Annotated in this window: 18 protein-coding genes and 1 tRNA gene; 12 read left to right on the top strand and 7 right to left on the bottom strand. The window is 64.6% G+C overall.

Features of this window, described 5'->3' with window-relative positions; genetic code table 11:
• Positions 1-60: 60 nt before the first annotated feature.
• A tRNA-Leu gene (locus EB835_RS04545) sits at positions 61-148 on the top strand.
• Between the two features lie 330 nt (positions 149-478).
• Complete coding sequence (locus EB835_RS04540; RefSeq protein ID WP_135808294.1) at positions 479-1,786, top strand: M20/M25/M40 family metallo-hydrolase; 1,308 nt, start codon at positions 479-481, stop codon at positions 1,784-1,786.
• Here the strand turns inward: EB835_RS04540 and EB835_RS04535 are convergent.
• Together EB835_RS04535 and EB835_RS04530 are read right to left on the bottom strand one after the other, a co-directional pair.
• Complete coding sequence (locus EB835_RS04535; protein WP_135808293.1) at positions 1,740-2,717, bottom strand: DMT family transporter; 978 nt, start codon at positions 2,715-2,717, stop codon at positions 1,740-1,742. The genes EB835_RS04540 and EB835_RS04535 overlap by 47 nt on opposite strands.
• A gap of 10 nt (positions 2,718-2,727) precedes the next feature.
• Positions 2,728-2,931, bottom strand: coding sequence for a DUF5703 family protein (locus tag EB835_RS04530; protein ID WP_240688545.1), 204 nt, complete (start codon positions 2,929-2,931; stop codon positions 2,728-2,730).
• 37 nt (positions 2,932-2,968) lie between these two features.
• Between EB835_RS04530 and EB835_RS04525 the strand changes: the two genes are divergently transcribed.
• Positions 2,969-3,652, top strand: a complete 684-nt coding sequence (locus tag EB835_RS04525; RefSeq protein ID WP_135808292.1) for a histidine phosphatase family protein — start codon at positions 2,969-2,971, stop codon at positions 3,650-3,652.
• 47 nt (positions 3,653-3,699) lie between these two features.
• Here the strand turns inward: EB835_RS04525 and EB835_RS04520 are convergent, their stop codons facing one another.
• Positions 3,700-4,536, bottom strand: coding sequence for an undecaprenyl-diphosphate phosphatase (locus EB835_RS04520; protein ID WP_135808291.1), 837 nt, complete (start codon positions 4,534-4,536; stop codon positions 3,700-3,702).
• Positions 4,537-4,605: 69 nt separating this feature from the next.
• On the opposite strand from EB835_RS04520, the gene EB835_RS04515 reads away from it, so the two are divergent.
• Complete coding sequence (locus tag EB835_RS04515) at positions 4,606-5,520, top strand: aldo/keto reductase (protein ID WP_135808290.1); 915 nt, start codon at positions 4,606-4,608, stop codon at positions 5,518-5,520.
• Between the two features lie 60 nt (positions 5,521-5,580).
• Here EB835_RS04515 and EB835_RS04510 read toward each other — a convergent pair whose 3' ends face one another.
• On the bottom strand, positions 5,581-5,835 hold the full coding sequence (locus tag EB835_RS04510; RefSeq protein ID WP_135808289.1) for a hypothetical protein: 255 nt from the start codon (positions 5,833-5,835) through the stop codon (positions 5,581-5,583).
• A 57-nt stretch (positions 5,836-5,892) separates the two neighbouring features.
• Between EB835_RS04510 and EB835_RS04505 the strand changes: the two genes are divergently transcribed.
• The 3 genes from EB835_RS04505 to mshC are packed head-to-tail and all read left to right on the top strand — an operon-like array spanning position 5,893 to position 8,595.
• Positions 5,893-6,456, top strand: a complete 564-nt coding sequence (locus EB835_RS04505; RefSeq protein WP_135808288.1) for a DUF3090 family protein — start codon at positions 5,893-5,895, stop codon at positions 6,454-6,456.
• Between the two features lie 6 nt (positions 6,457-6,462).
• Positions 6,463-7,275 carry an SCO1664 family protein gene (locus EB835_RS04500; protein WP_135808287.1) on the top strand — a complete coding sequence of 271 codons (813 nt, stop codon included), beginning with the start codon at positions 6,463-6,465 and terminating at the stop codon, positions 7,273-7,275.
• A gap of 60 nt (positions 7,276-7,335) precedes the next feature.
• A complete protein-coding gene (mshC, locus tag EB835_RS04495; protein WP_135808286.1) occupies positions 7,336-8,595 on the top strand; it encodes a cysteine--1-D-myo-inosityl 2-amino-2-deoxy-alpha-D-glucopyranoside ligase in 1,260 nt (419 codons plus the stop codon).
• 61 nt (positions 8,596-8,656) lie between these two features.
• On the opposite strand, the gene EB835_RS04490 is transcribed toward mshC, so the two are convergent.
• The gene (locus EB835_RS04490) at positions 8,657-9,487 is read right to left on the bottom strand and encodes a PAC2 family protein (protein WP_135808285.1); all 831 of its coding nucleotides are present in this window, start codon (positions 9,485-9,487) and stop codon (positions 8,657-8,659) included.
• 22 nt (positions 9,488-9,509) lie between these two features.
• Between EB835_RS04490 and EB835_RS04485 the strand changes: the two genes are divergently transcribed.
• Positions 9,510-10,184, top strand: coding sequence for an HAD family hydrolase (locus tag EB835_RS04485; protein WP_135808284.1), 675 nt, complete (start codon positions 9,510-9,512; stop codon positions 10,182-10,184).
• A gap of 3 nt (positions 10,185-10,187) precedes the next feature.
• Here EB835_RS04485 and EB835_RS04480 read toward each other — a convergent pair whose 3' ends face one another.
• Positions 10,188-10,997, bottom strand: a complete 810-nt coding sequence (locus tag EB835_RS04480) for a RecB family exonuclease (protein ID WP_135808283.1) — start codon at positions 10,995-10,997, stop codon at positions 10,188-10,190.
• Positions 10,998-11,124: 127 nt separating this feature from the next.
• Between EB835_RS04480 and EB835_RS04475 the strand changes: the two genes are divergently transcribed.
• From EB835_RS04475 to arc, 3 genes are read left to right on the top strand one after another with little or no spacing between them, the layout of a single operon-like run.
• Positions 11,125-12,285 carry a site-2 protease family protein gene (locus tag EB835_RS04475; protein WP_135808282.1) on the top strand — a complete coding sequence of 387 codons (1,161 nt, stop codon included), beginning with the start codon at positions 11,125-11,127 and terminating at the stop codon, positions 12,283-12,285.
• Between the two features lie 45 nt (positions 12,286-12,330).
• On the top strand, positions 12,331-13,440 hold the full coding sequence (locus EB835_RS04470; protein WP_135808281.1) for a tRNA (adenine-N1)-methyltransferase: 1,110 nt from the start codon (positions 12,331-12,333) through the stop codon (positions 13,438-13,440).
• Positions 13,437-15,089 (top strand): proteasome ATPase, encoded by a 1,653-nt coding sequence (gene arc / locus EB835_RS04465; RefSeq protein ID WP_135808280.1) that lies wholly within the window; start codon positions 13,437-13,439, stop codon positions 15,087-15,089. Before EB835_RS04470 ends, arc begins: the two co-directional genes overlap by 4 nt.
• 147 nt (positions 15,090-15,236) lie before the next feature.
• Here arc and EB835_RS04460 read toward each other — a convergent pair whose 3' ends face one another.
• Positions 15,237-15,632, bottom strand: coding sequence for a DUF3054 domain-containing protein (locus EB835_RS04460; RefSeq protein WP_135808279.1), 396 nt, complete (start codon positions 15,630-15,632; stop codon positions 15,237-15,239).
• Positions 15,633-15,664: 32 nt separating this feature from the next.
• Here EB835_RS04460 and dop point away from each other — a divergent pair, with 32 nt between their 5' ends.
• Complete coding sequence (dop, locus tag EB835_RS04455; RefSeq protein ID WP_135808278.1) at positions 15,665-17,194, top strand: depupylase/deamidase Dop; 1,530 nt, start codon at positions 15,665-15,667, stop codon at positions 17,192-17,194.
• Positions 17,195-17,201 lie beyond the last annotated feature (7 nt).

Raw genomic sequence — 17,201 nt, 5'->3', positions numbered from 1 at the left:
CAAAAGCCGATTTCGATTTTGCGACACCGTTTCGCGCATGTAGAGTTATCTCTGTTGCCAGCGCGAGTGGCGGAATTGGTAGACGCGCTAGCTTGAGGTGCTAGTGCCCAACTTATCGGGCGTGGGGGTTCAAGTCCCCCTTCGCGCACAGCATGGAGATGGCCTCCGGATTTCGATCCGGGGGCCATCTTTCATATCCGCCTGCGCTCTGTCAGGGAGCGGATTCTGACGGGTGGTGCCGGGACCCCACGGACCAGGGCACCCATTCGCCGACGCTGGACCGCCTTTGAGCTGCATCCGCCGGCCGCGGTGGGCCACACGGTCACATTTCAACGCGGCCACGGGCACAGCGATGTCATCGCAGAGCCACGCCTCGGCGCGCACGAACCGCAAGGGCTGCGCCGGTGGGATACGGTGGTGACTATCAGGCCGATCACAGCGCCGCTGCGTGATCCACCCACCACCGAGGGGAGTTCCCGTGTTTGATTTCAGCGCCGCAGAGGCCGAGGTCACCGATCTCTGCCAGCAGCTCATCCGCATCGACACCCAGAACTGGGGCGGGAACAACGCCAACCCCGAACTGCCCGCCGCCGAACTCATCGCCTCCTGGTTCGCCGAGGCGGATCTGAAGTCCGAGATCGTCGAGTCCTCGCCGGGCAGGGCCAACCTCGTCGCCCGCGTCAGAGGCTCCGATCCGGAAGCTCCGGCGCTCGTGGTCCACGGCCACACCGATGTCGTTCCGGCCGCAGCGGAGGACTGGAGCGTCGACCCCTTCGCCGGAGTCATCAAGGACGGACTGCTGTGGGGCCGCGGCGCGGTGGACATGAAGAACATGGACGCGATGATCGTCGCCTCCGTCCGCGCCATGCTGCGCCAGGGGCTGACGCCGCGCCGGGATCTCATCATCGCCTTCTTCGCCGACGAAGAGGCCGGAGGCAACTACGGTGCCCGCCATATGGTGCGCAATCGACCCGAGCTCTTCTCCGGAGCCACAGAGGCGATCTCGGAGGTCGGCGGCTACTCCGTCGACATCCGCGGCAAGCGCGTCTACCTCATCCAGACCGCAGAGAAGGGCCTGGCCTGGCTCAACCTCGTCGCCCACGGCACCGCCGGACACGGATCTCAGCGCAACGACGACAACCCCGTCACGCGCCTCGCCGCCGCGATCACCCGGATCGGCAACCACCCCTGGCCCCAGGAGATCCCCCTGGCCACACGGAAACTCCTCGAAGGCGTCTCCGAGATGACGGGAATCGAGTTCCGGGCGGAGACGATCCCGCAGCTGCTCGCCGAACTCGGTTCGGTCGAGAAATTCGTCGCACCGACCCTGCAGAACACATCGAACCCGTCATTCCTCGACGCCGGATACAAACACAATGTCATCCCCGGCACCGCGACAGGCTACGTCGACTGCCGCACACTGCCCGGTCAGCACGAGGACGTCATGCTCAAGATCAAGGAGCTCGCGGGGGAGGGCATCGACATCAGTGCCGAAGACGAGGGCGAGGCACTCGAGTCCCCGTTCGACACCCCGCTGGTCGAGCAGATGCAGAAGAGCCTGCTGGCCGACGACCCGAACGCGACCGTTCTGCCCTACACGCTCTCCGGCGGCACGGACAACAAGTCGATGGCCGAACTCGGCATCACCGGCTACGGGTTCGCACCCTTGCAGCTGACCGGCGACCTGGACTTCCCGGCCATGTTCCACGGAGTCGACGAGAGGGTGCCGATCTCGGCACTCAAGTTCGGGACGCGGGTCCTCGGTGACTTCCTGCTGCGGGCGTGATCGTCACCGCGATCCCGACGAGCACACCGAGCGCGCTGATGACCGTCGTCGTGCTCACCAGGGATCCGTCGACGGGCGTCAGCAGATCCAGCAGCAGCGCACCCATGAGGTTGCCGAACAGCGAGAACAGGCTGAGCAGGAGCACCCCGAGACGGGCGACTGTGAGCGAAGTGAGCCCGATGAAGATGACGCCCAAGGCTCCGCCGAGGAGGAACCACCACTGCGTGGGCTGAACCGGAAAGCCCGTCCACCGCACTCCGGCAGTCAGGATGATCGCTGAGACGAGGATCGTTGCGGCCAGTCCGACGGCGAAATTCACCGTCGTGGCCACGACGGCCGAGTTCGTCGCCGACTTGATGCGACCGTTGAAAGCCTGCTGGACGGATGTCAGGGTGCCTGATGCGAAAGGCAGCAGGGGAGCCCAGAGCGGGACTCCGAGGAGAAGTCGTTCCCTGGCCCCGTACACGAGGGCGGCGAGGACGATGACGACGCCGAGGACGCGCACGAGGCTCAGCGCCTGCCTGCCTCCCGGCGGCAGACGAGTGGAATCGACGATGAGGCCGCCGGTCACCTGACCGGAGACGAAGGCCATCGTGAACATCGCCACGCCCATGACCGGCACCGTCGTCGCCTGCGCGACGACGACCAGTGCTCCGCTGAGCCCGCCGAGGAGCATCCACCAGGGCATCACACCGGTGCGCACAAGTCTGATGAGCACCATTGCCCCATGACGGGAGCGTCGTGAACCCACCAGCACCGTGCCGACGATGAGCAGGCCGATTGAGAATGAGACCAGTGCGGCGAAGACCGCATGTCCGAGGACGGGGCCGAGGAAGGAGTTGGCACGTCCCTGCAGGGACATCGCGGCCCCGGCGAACACTGTGACGACCCCTGCGATGAGGACGGGAAGAAGAGAAGAGGGAGACCTCACCAGGCAGCGATCAGCTGCTCAGGGTCAGCGGCATGATCTTCCGGCGCAGCCATACGGTGCGGATTCCACCGACCGAGATGCGGGTGCGGGCGAGTTCCCACTGGCCGTATTCCGCTTGGTCGTTGAGTTCCTGCAGGCTGACCGACCGCGGCACATCCTTGGAGAACGAAACCTTCCGGAACTCGTAGGTCATACGTGGACGCTGACGTTTCATAGCCTCACCCTAGACTATCTGGGCTAATCTTGACGGTATGCCCGTCATCGTTCTGCTGCGGCACGGCCTCTCCAGCGCCAACGTCTCCGGCATCCTGGCCGGACGCGCCCCCGACGTGTCGCTGACCGACGAGGGAGCCCGAGCGCTGCGAGCCAACCTCGAATTGCTGCCGCACCGACATTTCGCCCATCTTCTGCATTCGCCGCTGCAGCGCTGCGAACAGACAGCGACGATCGCGACCGAGACGGCCGAGTTCGAGCGCACCGACGTCGATGAGGCGGTCATCGAACTCGACTACGGCGAATGGACGGGTCGAACGCTCAGAGAACTGGGGGAAGAACCCCTGTGGACGACCGTCGTGAAATCGGCATCGCAGGCCCGGTTCCCCGGAGGGGAGTCCATCGCCGAGGCGGCCGACCGTTCCACTGCCCGCGTCCGAGACCTCGTGGCTCAGCTGCGCGAAAAGGAACGCGAGGTCGCGGGCGAGGAGAAGTCGGCACCGCCTCGGTGGGCGATGATCGTCTCCCATGGCGACATCATCAAAGCGATCATCGCCGATGCGCTGGGAATGCCGCTCGATGACTTCCAGCGTCTGAGCGTCGCACCCGGATCGTTCACGGTCATCGACTACTCCGGTGCCGAACCGGTGCTCGCGGCGATGTCGGTGACCGCCGCCGGACTCGCACAGTCGGCCGCCGTCGGCGGGGGCGGAATGCGCTGATCGGGCAGAGCCGGGATCAGGATGTCGGTGTGCGACGGTGCGCCGACTCAGACGGCGGCGAGGACTCCCGTGCCGAGCAGGATGTAGAGGACGATGCCCACGGCCACGCGGTACCAGACGAAGATGGCGAAAGACTTCGTCTGCACATATCTGAGGAACCAATGGATGACGACGAGGCCGAGAGCGAACGAGATGATCGTGGCGAGGATCGTCGGTCCCCAGCCGAGCACCATGTCCTCGCTGCGACCGAGAGTCTGCGCCACGCCGTAGAGGCCCGAACCGACGACTGCGGGAATGGCGAGCAGGAACGAATAGCGGGCCGCGGACGGACGATCGAAGCCCATGAAACGACCGGCCATGATCGTGCCGCCCGACCGTGACACGCCGGGGATGACGGCCAGCGCCTGAGCGAAGCCGAACAGGATGCCCTGTCCCCAGCTCATGTCCTCGAGCGTGCGTTCGCGTTTCCCGGCCCAGTCGGCGATGCCGATGATGAGGCCGAAGACGATGAGCATGGTGGCGGTGATCCACAGGCTGCGCAGTGCGCCTTCGATGTAGTCCTGGAAGAGCAGCCCGATGATGACGATCGGGATCGAACCGATGATGATGAGCCAGCCCAGGCGCACCTCCGGATCCTTGCGATCGTGCTTGCCGACGAGCGCCTTGCACCATTTCGAGATGATCGTGACGATATCGCGCCAGAAGTAGACGACGACGGCCGCCTCGGTGCCGATCTGGATGATGGCGGTGAAGAACGCACCGGGGTCATCTCCGGGCAGCATGAGTTCGCCGACGATGCGCACATGCGCCGAAGAGGAGATCGGGAGGAACTCCGTGAGTGCCTGAACGATTCCGAGCACAGCGGCGACCAGCCAGTCGTACATACGACTCCTTGAGAATATGAGGTGGGAACGAAACCACGGTAGTCGCCGCATCGGGTAACCTCAAGAAGCATGAAGCACCAACGACTCGGCACCACCGGTTTGGACGTCAGCGATGTGGGTCTCGGGACCTTCGAATGGGGACACCGGGTCGATGACCAGGTCGCTCAGCGCCTCGTCGATGGGTTCAAAGACGCAGGTGGCAACCTCATCGAGCTGCCCAGCTCGGCCACGATCGCCGCCGAGGTGCTCGGCCAGCTGAGACTTCCCGAAGAGATTCTGCTGCTGGCCCGAGTGGGCGTGTCCATGAGTGAACCCGACCACATCGAGGTTGGACTCGGGCGTTCCAGAATCCTCAGCCAAGTCGATTCCCTGCTGCGAACAGTCGGACGCGACCACATCGACGTGCTTGTCCTCGATGTCTTCGATGCCGAGGTCGACCGTGCAGAGACCGCCTCAGCGGTCGAGACGCTGCTCACTCTGGGAAAGATCCGCTACGTCGGCGTGTCCCATCACACCGGATGGCAGCTGGCTGAGATGCGCGGAGCCGGGATCCCGGTCGCCTGTGCCGTCGCCGAATACTCCATGCTCAACCGCGAAGCCGAAGCAGAGCTCGTTCCCGCCGCCGACTATGCCGGAGTCTCACTCATCGCCGGAGCCGGACTCGGCCGCGGCGTGCTCACCGACAAATACCGGAACGCAACCCCGCAGGATTCGCGACTGGCAGGGGAGCTGAGCGAATACGCCGGTGCCTACCTCGACGACCGGTCGAACCGGGTGCTCGCCGGCGTCCGCCGTGCAGCGACTGCTCTGGGCGTGTCGACGACAGACATCGCTCTGGCGTTCAACCGGCAGCATGGAATCGCCAGCACCCTGGTCTCACCCCGAACCCCGGCACAGTTGTCCGAGGTCACCGGAAGCGATGTCGAACTGGCGCAGGAGATCGCCGAAGTGCTTGACCAGATCTCCTGGGATCCTTCGGCTTAGGGTTCGGCCCAGAGCAGAGCGGCGCCGAGAGCTGAGCGGCGCTGAGGTCGACCGTGTCGCTCAGTCGTCCTCGTCGTCGAGAACGAACTCGTCATCGTCCTTGGCATCTTCGACATCATCGAAGAGTTCGAACGGGGTGACTTCGTCGAACGCTGTGTAGATCGCATCTTCGTAGATTTCGAAGGCATCGGCCAAAGCCATATAAGCGGCTTCGACTCGGGGGTCTTGGTCACCGTTGCGGTGTGCGGATGCAGCGTAGTGCTCTCTCACTGCTTCGAGGAATGCGTCCAGGGCCTCACGAGGATCTGTGCTCATGACTCAAATGTAACCCAGGCCGGACCGACATGTAAGTCTTTGAACTAGGCTGAAGACATGGCAGCTCTGTACGACCACCCCACACCCGATCGTTTCGTCGTCGGCACAATCGGACTTCCCGGAGAGAGGACGTTCCTCCTCCAAGCGAAGTCCGGCAATGCGCTCACATCCGTGGTCGTCGAGAAGGAGCAGGTCGAGATCCTCTCCGACCGAATCACCGAGCTCCTCGACATGGTGATGATCAAGGACCCCGCCGCCCGGGTGCCGCAGACGGCTCTTGACGATCTCATCGACAATGCCGGGCTCAACGTTCCCATCGAACCGGAGTTCCGGGTCGGTACGATGAGCCTTGGCTGGGACACCGTCAAACACGAGCTCGTCATCGAGTGCTTCGAACTCACCGAGGAGGACGCCCAAGCCGGAACCTCCGCTGACCCCGACGACGACGAAGTCGAACGCGAAGTCCTGCGCATCGTCCTCGACGCCGCCGCCGCCCGGGAGTTCGCCCGCCGCGGCGAACAGGTCGTCAGCGCCGGCCGCGGAGACTGCCCGTTCTGCTCACTCCCGCTCGAACCCGACGGTCACCTGTGCCCCCGTGCCAACGGGATCCCGCGCGCCTGATCGCTGATGGACCTCGCGATGCTCCTCGACGCTTTGGAAGCCGGGGACTGGACGGAGATGGGTTCGATCCCACGCGCCAGCAATGACACCCGACTGCTCGTGCTCGACCACGGCGGGCAGGCGATCAAGGCCGTGTACAAACCGATCTCAGGCGAACGCCCGCTCATCGACTTTCCGTCGGGGACACTGGCTCTGCGCGAAGTCGCCGCCTACCGTCTGTCGGCCGCACTCGACCTGGGAGTGGTCCCGCCGACGGTGCTGCGGGATGACCTGCCCGCAGGCCGCGGATCGCTGCAGGCCTATGTCGAAGCCTCCGACGGCGACGAGGTCGTGACCCTGTCGACGGTCAACGCGATCCCCGTCGATCACACGCCGATCTTTGCTCTGCGCACCGAAGACGATCGTGACCTCGTGCTCTCCCATGCCGTCGATGAGGGTCTGCGGGCCGTCGCCTTCTTCGATCTGCTCGCCAACAATGCCGATCGCAAGGCCGGTCATGTCATCTCCGGCTGCTGTCTGCCGAGCACTGCCGTTGCCGATATCGGCGTCTACGGCATCGACAACGGGCTGACCTTCCATCCTGAGGAGAAGCTGCGCACTGTGCTGTGGGGCTTCTCTCGCACCTCTTTCCGCGCCGAAGAGATCGATGCTCTCGAAGAGGCAGCCGCCATGGACGAGGCACTGCGGGCACAGTTGAGCGACTGCCTGTCGGCAGACGAGCTGCGGGCGCTGCAAGACCGAGCGAACCGCCTTCTCGCCGCCGAGTTCTTCCCCGAAGCACCCGCCGATCGGACCGTCATTCCCTGGCCGCCGATCTGATACCGACATCACTTCGCGTCGGAGGTGCCGAACGCCAGCCTCTCGGTTAGGCTGGTTGCCGTGAAGTCATGGCCCGAACCTCAATTGCCCCACCTGACCAGCACCGGCAAGGTGCCGACGGTGTTCGATACGAGTACCCGCAGTCCGCGCCGACTGCGCGGATCCAAGCAGACCGCTCGACTCTATGTCTGCGGGATCACTCCTTACGATGCGACGCATCTCGGTCATGCCGCCACCTATGTGGCCTTCGACCTGCTCAACCGGATCTGGCGCGATGCCGGCCTTGAGGTCATCTACGCACAGAACACCACTGATGTCGACGACCCGCTGCTGGAGAGGGCCGACGCTACGGGAATCGACTGGCGCGAACTCGCCTCCTCCCAGATTCAGCTGTTCCGCGAGGACATGGAAGCCCTGCGGGTGATCCCGCCGACCAGCTTCATCGGCGTCGTCGAGTCCGTCGACGAGATCGCCGCCGGCGTCCGCGATCTCGTGGACAAAGGAGCTGCCTATACGCTCGACAACGGTGACGTCTACTACCGTGTGTCGACCCAGATCACTCCGCCGTTCGGCACCGTCAGCCATGATGACTCCCGGACCATGGCCGCGCTCTCGGCCGAGCGCGGTGGAGATCCCGAGACCCCTGGCAAGGAGAACCCCATCGACCCGCTGCTGTGGCGGGCCGAACGCGAAGGAGAGCCCTCCTGGGACGGAGGCTCTCTGGGGCGGGGGCGTCCGGGCTGGCATGTCGAATGCACCGTCATCGCCGATCAGTACCTCGGATTCCCCGTCGACGTGCAGGGAGGCGGCAGCGACCTGATCTTCCCGCACCATGAGATGAGCGCCGCCCATGCCGCAGCTTGGCGGGACACGCCGATGGCGAAGACCTATATGCATACCGGGATGGTCGGCCTCGACGGCGAGAAGATGAGCAAGTCCAAGGGCAATCTCGTCCTCGTCTCGAAGCTGCGTGAGAGCGGAGTCGACCCCATGGTCATCCGCACCGTGATCCTGTCCAACCATTACCGCAGCGACTGGAGCTTCACCGATGAGCAGCTCTCCATCGCAGATGCACGCCTGCAGTCGTGGAAGCATGCGGCCAAATGCGAATCAGAATGCCGTGAAGGTCTGCGCGAGCACATCATCGGTCTGCTGCGCGAGGCACTCACCGATGACCTCGACAGCCCACGCGCCCTGGGGATCCTCGACGAATGGGCCGAACACTATGCGGACTCCGATCCCTCGGAGACTGCGGCCCTCAGCGGCGACCGCGTCGCCGACGCCGTCGACGCCCTGCTGGGCATCCGCCTCCTCGACTGAATCAGATCGGCACGACTGAATCAGGTCGGTGCTGACTGCCTGACCATCGGATGCTCGTGGTTCACTTGTCGCGGCCGCGTTTGCGCAGATAGCGTTCGAACTCGGCCGCGATGGCGTCTCCGCTGGCCTCGGGCAGCTCCGTCGAATCGTTCTGTCGTTCCAGCGTTTTGACGAGTTCGGCCAGCCGCGGGTTGAGGGAGACGACCTCATCGGCGCCGAGCTCCCACGCCCGGCTCTCCTCCTCGAGCACGTGGATGTCTATTTCGATCCCGGCATAGCGTTCGACCGCCTTCGCCAGTGCGAGCTCTGCCTTCGGCGACGGTGATTCGGCCAGATAGTCCGGTACTCCCACCCACAGATTGACCGCTCGGACTCCGCGCCATCGGCAGGCGACACCGAGGAGTCCGAGAATGCCGATGGGTCCTTCGTAGCCGTTGGCGTCGATGCCGAGTTCGGAGGCAAATTCCTTGTCCTCCGTATTGGCCACCACCGGCAGCGGTCGCGTATGCGGGATCTCGGCGTGGAGCCCGCCGAGGAGGACGACCGTATCGTCATCACCGACGTGAGCGAGAACGAGGGAGAGGAACTCCCGCCATTTCAGACCGGGTTCGTGACCGTGGATGACCGTGATCGGCTGCTCGCCGAGGCGGCCCCGATGAACCGCGATTCCCGGCCAGGCGATCGATGCCGTTCCGTCTTCATCGCGGATGATCTCGGGTTCGGAGAAGCGGAATTCGTAGAACCCATCGGTGTCGAGGATCTCCGAGTCGTCCAGACGCCAGACCTCGATGAGATCCTTGACCAGCGAACTCGCCGCTTCGGAAGCATCGGCATCCTGACCTTCGAAGGCGATGAAGACGAGTGCCCCGGACCCGGATGGAAGAATACTCATGGTTCCAGACTACGCTGGGCGTATGACGAACCACGCATCAGCCGACCCTGCCGCCGTCCTCTGGGATATGGACGGAACTCTGGTCGACACCGAGCCGTATTGGATCCGCGCCGAAACCGAACTCATGAACGCCCATGGGCTGTCGTGGTCGGAGGAACAGGGACTCGAATTCGTCGGCAACGAGCTGATCGTCTCCGCCCGGATGATGCGTGAGGCAGGACTCGACCTGCCGGCCGAAGAGATCGTCGAGACACTCATGGGCGCGGTCATCGCCCAGATCCGCGAGTCCGTCCCGTTCCGCCCGGGCGCGCTCGAGCTGCTGGCCGAGGTCAATGCCGCGGGGATCCCGAACGTCATGGTCACAATGTCCTACCGCCCCTTGGCTGAGGCGGTCATCGCCAACTGCCCGCCGAACAGCTTCGCCGGCCTCATCGCCGGCGATGAGGTCTCCGCTGGCAAACCGGATCCCGAACCCTACCTGCGTGGGGCGGCCCTGCTCGGCCTCGATCCAGCCGAGTGTGTGGCCCTGGAGGATTCGAAGCCGGGTTTGGCAAGTGCCGAGGCAGCCGGAACGATTGCGATCGGCGTGCCGCACTTCGTCGACCTCGAGCCCCGGCCCGGCCGCATCCTCTGGGACAGCCTCGAAGGCCGCGGTGTCGCTGAACTGCGACTCCTCCGCGCCCAGCAGAGGGTCTGAGGGCTACGCCCCGACGATCTTCGTGATCTCCGGAGTCGGGGGAGCGGTGTTGCCCCACGCCGGGCACAGCGGTTTGAAGGTGCACCAATTGCACAGCGGTGACTTCTTCGGCCGCCACCGATCCGACTCCGCTGAGGCGATGATGTCTTTCCAGATGGCATCGATCTCGAACTCCGTCTGTTCGATCTCAGCCATCGTCGGATGGGACTTCAGCACGCTGCGCGAACCCAGGTACATCAGCTGCAGAGTGTGGACGAGCTCACCGGAGAGCCGATAGACGACGAGAGCGTAGAAGCCCATCTGGAACTTCGCCTCCCGCCCGTACTGCGGCTTCGGCTGCTTGCCCGTCTTGTAGTCGACGAGTCGTCTCTCCCCACCCGGGGCGACATCGACCCGGTCGATGAACCCGCGCAGCTCGAGTCCGTTGTCGAGCTTCGTGCGGACGAACTTCTCCGTCTCCTCAGGTTCGAGATGCTCCGGAAACTCAAGAACGAAATAGGAGTCGATCAGCCGACGTGCCGATGTGAAGAACGTCTCCTTCTCGCTCTCATGCGAGAAGATCTCGAGCACATCCGGGTCCTTCTCGAGGAGCTCTTCCCACGCCGGCATGAGCATCGTCTGCGCCAGTTCGGCCGTGCGTTCGGCCGCGGGTGCGGTGAACAGCTTCTCGAGCACCGAGTGGACCACCGTGCCGCGGAACGCCGCTTGAGAAGGCGGCTCCGGCAGCTTGTCGATGCTGCGGAAGCGGAACTTCAGTGGGCATTGGATGAAGTCGTTGGCCCGGGAGGGCGACAGACTGGTGAGCTCGGCCATAACTCCACTGTAACGACCTGCACGGACACGACGTGGCGACCAGTGGTTCGTGCGTCGTCGCTGTTAGGCTGAGTAACCGACCCTGTGTGGTCCGCTGACCACGACATCGACCGGAGGAACCCCTTCAATGGCCGCGAAAAACCACCACCCCGGTGCGTCATCGGGTCTGCGCTTGGGCACCGTCCTCGGCGCGCCGGTGATTCTGGCATGGTCGTGGTTCCTCGCCGCCATCGTGATCACCGTCCTCTTCACCCCGTGGCTCAACCAGGTCCGTCCCGATCTGGGCATCGGGGCGTGGTTCGTGGCGTTCGCCTACGCCGTGCTCCTCTTCGCCTCCGTCTTCCTCCACGAACTCGCCCATGGCGTGGCCGGGCAGTTCTACGGCCAGAAGGTCGCGGCGATCGAACTGAACATCTGGGGCGGGTTCACCCGATTCGAACCGCAGATGGACAATCCGCGGGACAAAGCGGCGATGACGAGCTTCGTCATCTCCATCGTCGGACCCATCGTCAACATCGTTCTGGCGCTGCTGGGCTGGTGGTGCCTCAGCGCCGCCAGCCCCACCTCGGTGCCGTGGCTGCTGCTCGTCGCGGTGACGTTCGCCAATGTCGCACTCGGGGCGATCAACCTGCTGCCGGGCATCCCGCTCGACGGAGGCTGGGCGCTGCAGGCGATCATGTGGCGCATCACCGGCTCCCAGTACCTCGGCACGATCGTCGCCAGCTGGGTCGGACGCATCATCGCCATCGGATTCATCGGGTGGTCGGTCATCACTCCGCTGTTGGCTGGCGATCGACCCGACCCGCTGAGGGTCGCATGGATGTCGCTCATCGCGATCATGCTGTGGTTCTCCGCCGGAGATGCCGCCACCCACGCCAAACGGGCCCGGAAGATGGAGACCTACGACCTGTCCCAGGTCATCCAGCCGGCGATCGCCGCAACCTGGGACGCCGATCTCGCCGACACCCTCGACTATGCGAACACGCTGGGCAACGCGAAGGAACGCACCCTCATCGTCGTCCTCGACCAGAAGGGGCTGCCGTACGGTCTCGTCGACCGCCATGCCGCCGCCGGCCGCCTCGCCGAGACGCTCGAAGCCGTTCCCACCGGAGAGGTCGCTCGACCCCTCGCCGGGTGGATCGGAGTGCCCAAAGACATCACCGCCCCGCACCTGCTCGAATCGCTCACTCACCGACCGAAAGCACAGTTCAGCCTGGTCATGGACGGCAACACCCTCGTCGGGGTCATCGACTTGCAGGAGTTCTTCGACGAGCTTCTCGCAGCCTGAGCCGGTTGTGTGAGGCAATCCTCACCAGCGTAGAGTGGACTCATCATGACTCAGCCACTGCATTCCCGGCCCCCGCGCGTTCTGGGCCGCGGAGAGAAGGTCCAGCTCACCGACCCCAAGGGGCGGATGCACACGTTCGTGCTCGCCCCGGGTGAGCACTTTCATACGAACAAGGGCCTCATCAGCCACGATGACATCATCGGACGCACAGAAGGAATCATCGTCAGCAACTCCGGGGGAATCGACTTCCAGGTCTTCCGTCCCCGCTACGAAGACTTCGTGCTCTCCATGCCTCGCGGTGCCGCAGTCGTCTACCCGAAGGATTCGGGTCTCATCGTCACCCTCGGCGACATCTTCCCCGGCGCAGTCGTCGTCGAGGCAGGAGTGGGTTCCGGAGCCCTGTCGATGGCGCTGCTGCGTGCCGTGGGCGCAGGCGGGTCCGTGCACTCGTTCGAACTGCGTGAGGAATTCGCCACGATCGCGAAGGGCAACATCGCCGACTTCTTCGACGGCGAACCGGAGAACTGGTCGGTCACCGTCGGCGATCTCGCCGAGACCCTGCCGCGGACGTTCGGGCCCGGCAGCGTCGACCGAGTCGTCCTCGACATGCTCACTCCCTGGAACACACTCGACTCAGTGAGCGAAGCGCTGACACCCGGCGGAATCGTCATCGCCTATGTGGCCACCGTCCCGCAGCTGTCCCGGTTCGTCGAAGCCCTCCGTGCTTCCGGAAAGTTCGCCGAACCCGAATCCATGGAAGCCATGGTCCGCGGCTGGCACGTCGACGGACTCGCGGTCCGCCCCGACCACCGGATGATCGCCCACACCGGGTTCCTCATCATGGCCCGCCGGATGGCCGACGGCATCAGCCCGTTGGAGAAGAAGAAGCGTCCCCAGGGAGCCGCCGCGGCGGACGAAGACGTGGCGGCGTGGACGGAACCCGAAGTCACCGAGGCGGCCATCGGCACCCGCACCGCCCACGGGAAGAAGCTGCGTCGGGTGATGCGTGAGGCAGGAAAGCGATTGCGCACAGGTGACGACGACGCCGGCGCGAGTCAGACAGGCGCCGGTGACCGGCCGCCGGGGACACAGCGCGACGCTGCAGACACAGACAGCCCGAGAACACACAGCAATGGGCCGAAGGAGGATCGATGACAGAGACCACGACCGAGGTGAAGAAGCTGCGCGAGGACACAGCGTCCCTGCGCCAGCAGCTCTACACTGCGGGCAAACGCAATGAAGCACTGTCGAAGACTCTGCGCACGGCCCGCGATGAACTCGACAGGATCAAAGAGGAGGCCCGGCGGCTGACCGAGCCGCCGAACAACTGGGGCACTCTCATCGCCCTCGGTGAGAACGGAGTGTCCGCCGACGTCATCGTCGGCGGCCGTCGGATGCGGGTGGCCGTCGCCCCCGAAATCGAGCCCGCAGGCCTGCGGGCCGGGGCCGATGTGCTTCTGTCCGAAGGCCTCGTCATCATCGGCACCGGGGACTTCCCACCCGTGGGTTCGGTCGTCAACGTCCGCGAGTTCGTCGACTCTCAGCGCATCCTCGTCGGCGCACCCGGTGACGACGAACAGGTCTTCACGCTGGCCGCCGGCCTCATCGATGCAGGTCTGCGCGTCGGCGATGCCGTCGTCGTCGACACCCGGACGCATTATGCGCTGCAGGTCGTCGAGAAGCCCGAGGTCTCCTCGCTGCTGCTCGAAGAGGTCCCCGACATCACGTATTCGGACATCGGCGGACTGTCCGACCAGATCGAACAGATCAAGGATGCGGTCGAATTGCCGTTCGAGCATCCCGAGCTCTATACCGAACACGGACTCAAACCGCCCAAGGGCATTCTGCTCTACGGGCCTCCCGGCTGCGGTAAGACGCTCATCGCGAAGGCTGTGGCGAACTCCCTGGCCGACCGCACTGGGACGGTCCGCACCAGCAAGACGTACTTCCTCAACATCAAGGGTCCGGAGCTGCTGGACAAGTACGTCGGTGAGACCGAACGCCAACTGCGCCTCATCTTCGCCCGGGCACGAGAGAAGGCATCGGCCGGCTTCCCCGTCGTGGTGTTCTTCGACGAAATGGAATCGCTGTTCCGCACCCGCGGCACCGGCAAGTCCTCGGACGTGGAGACGACGATCGTGCCGCAGCTGCTGACCGAGATCGACGGTGTCGAACAGCTCGACAACGTCATCGTCATCGGTGCCTCGAACCGTGAGGATCTCATCGACCCTGCGATCCTGCGCCCCGGTCGCCTGGATGTGAAGATCCGCATCGAACGCCCCGACGCCGACGCGGCCCGGGACATCTTCGAGAAGTACCTCACAGCGGACCTGCCGCTGCACTCGAGCGTGCTCGCCGGCCATGAGACTCCTGCCGAGGCGGTCGCCGCGCTGATCGACAGCTGTGTCGAACGGATGTTCGCGGAGACTCCGGAGAACGAATTCGTCGAGGTCAGCTATGCCGACGGTTCGAAGGAAGTCCTCCACTTCTCTGCTTTCGCATCCGGTGCGATGATCCACAACATCGTCGACCGTGCGAAGAAGGCAGCGATCAAATCGCTGCTCGACACCGGTGAGCGCGGTCTGCGCCCCGGGCACTTCGAGGACGCCATCGCCGAGGAATTCAGTGAGCACGAGGATCTGCCGAATACGACGAACCCCGACGAATGGGCGCGTATCTCCGGGCGAAAGGGCGAACGGGTGACACATCTGCGGATGATGCACCTCGATACGACCAGGGGAGCCCCGACCGTGCCGTATGAGACCGAGATCGCCGAGGTGCGGCCGAACTCCGATCTCGTCTGAACCCTTGAAATCGCGGATGGTCTCGCATGGTGATGGGCCCGCCTGCAGATGCAAGCGGGCCCATCGTTGTTCCGCGACCGGAGCGGTGTGGGATGGCGGGGCAGCGCCTCGGAATCCCGTGGTGAGGGGCCTCTGAAGGCCAGAGGGTCAGCGACCGCGCTTGCCTCCGCCGGCGACGGCCGTGGCGATGAGGCGCCAGCCGACCAGGGTGATGAGGTTGAGAGAGGTCGCCACGATCATGAAGCTCACCGGCACCGAACCCGGCTCACCGCCGGCACCGGTGACACCGCGCAGAACGAGCCCGACGAGGACGGTGATGGCCCAGACGCCGGTCCCCGTGGCCAGAGGCGCGATGGGACGATCCCAGACGGCGGTGAGCAGCCACGCGATGACAAGAGCTGCGACGAACGGCCATCCTGTGGTCACCAGCCCCTGGAGCTCGAAATTGTGAGAATGTGTGTAATGACCGACGATCGTGAACAGAACCACGAGGATGAGGTCGACGATCAGTGCGATGGGGAGATGAGATTTCTTCTTTGCCACATCCCCGAGTCTAGACCTTGGAGGAGAATCAGATGCTCAGAGTCAGGCGCGTCATGGGAGCCGAAACCGAGTTCGGCCTCAGCCAACCGGGCAACCCGCGGGCAAACCCGATGCGGGACTCGGCACGTGTCGTCGATGCCTATGCCGGTCCCCGCGGGCTGAAGTCCTCCCAGAACTTCTGGGACTTCGCCACCGAGTCTCCGCTAGCCGATGCCCGCGGTTTCTTCATGAACATCGCCGACGCCGATGCCTCCCAACTGACCCATGTCCCGGCCGACGATGTCGAAGCCCAGTATCTGGCGAATGTCGTCACGGAGAACGGCGCCCGCTACTACGTCGACCATGCCCACCCCGAATACTCCTCCCCGGAGGTGCTCACTCCTCGCGATGTCGTCACCTTCGACCGAGCCGGCGACCTCGTCGCCTTGGAGTCGGTGCGGACTCTCGAGAAGAGCGCGGAACCGGTCAATCTGTACAAGAACAACACCGACTCCAAGGGAGCTTCCTACGGCACCCATGAGAACTACCTCGTCGACCGGTCTACCGACTTCGATGACATCGTGACCGGCCTCGTCCCGTTCTTTGTCACCCGGCAGATCCTGTGCGGATCAGGACGGGTCGGCATCGGCCGCGAAGGCGAGGGCACAGGGTTCCAGATCTCGTCCCGTGCGGACTTCTTCGAAGCCGAAGTGGGGCTTGAGACGACCCTGCGGCGGCCCATCGTCAACACTCGGGACGAACCGCACGCCGACCCGGCGAAATACCGTCGACTGCACGTGATCATCGGCGACGCCACTCTGGCGGAGCCGGCGACGTTCGTCCGCTTCGGGTCGACCTCTCTCGTCCTCGGACTCATCGAGGCCGGACTGGCGCCGCGGATCGAACTCGCCGATGCCCTGCAGTCGCTATGGGATGTCAGTCATGACCTGAGCCTGTCGACCCCGCTGCCGTTGGCCGACGGGACGACGAAGACGGCTCTGGAGATCCAGGAGATCTACTATTCCGCCTGCCTCGAACATGCCGACCCGGATGATGCCGAGACGAGTGAGGTGCTCGCCGAATGGCGCCGATTCCTCGACGGGCTCTCGACCGATCCGACGACCCTGGCGGACTCCATCGACTGGGTCGCCAAATGGGTGCTGTTGGAGAGCTACCGGTCCCGGGAAGGCATCGACTGGGACCATCCGAAGCTCGCCCTCATCGACGTCCAGTACCACGATGTGCGCCCGGAGAAAGGGCTGTTCCACAAGCTCGAACGGGCCGGACGGATCCGCCGGATGACCACCGACGCCGAGGTCGAAGCCGCCGTCGTCAATGCCCCCGACGGGACCCGTGCTTTTCTGCGCTCCGTGGCGGTCAGCCGCCTCGGCGAGGATCTGGTGGCCGCCAGCTGGGATTCGCTCGTGCTCAACGCGGGTTCCTTCGGGGTGGTGCGCCTGCCGATGCACGAACCGCTCAAGGGCACCCGCGAACTGCTTGCCCATCGGGTTGAGGGAATCGAGACCGCTGCGGGCCTGCTGGAGGCGCTCGGTGTGGATAGACTGACTGTGAAGAACGACTGAAGGAGTG

It is taken from the genome of Brevibacterium sp. S22 (genome assembly GCF_004745485.1).
Lineage (GTDB): Bacteria > Actinomycetota > Actinomycetes > Actinomycetales > Brevibacteriaceae > Brevibacterium.
The sequence above is the reverse complement of the archived record's forward strand: the minus strand, read 5'-3'. Positions and strand labels throughout refer to the sequence as shown.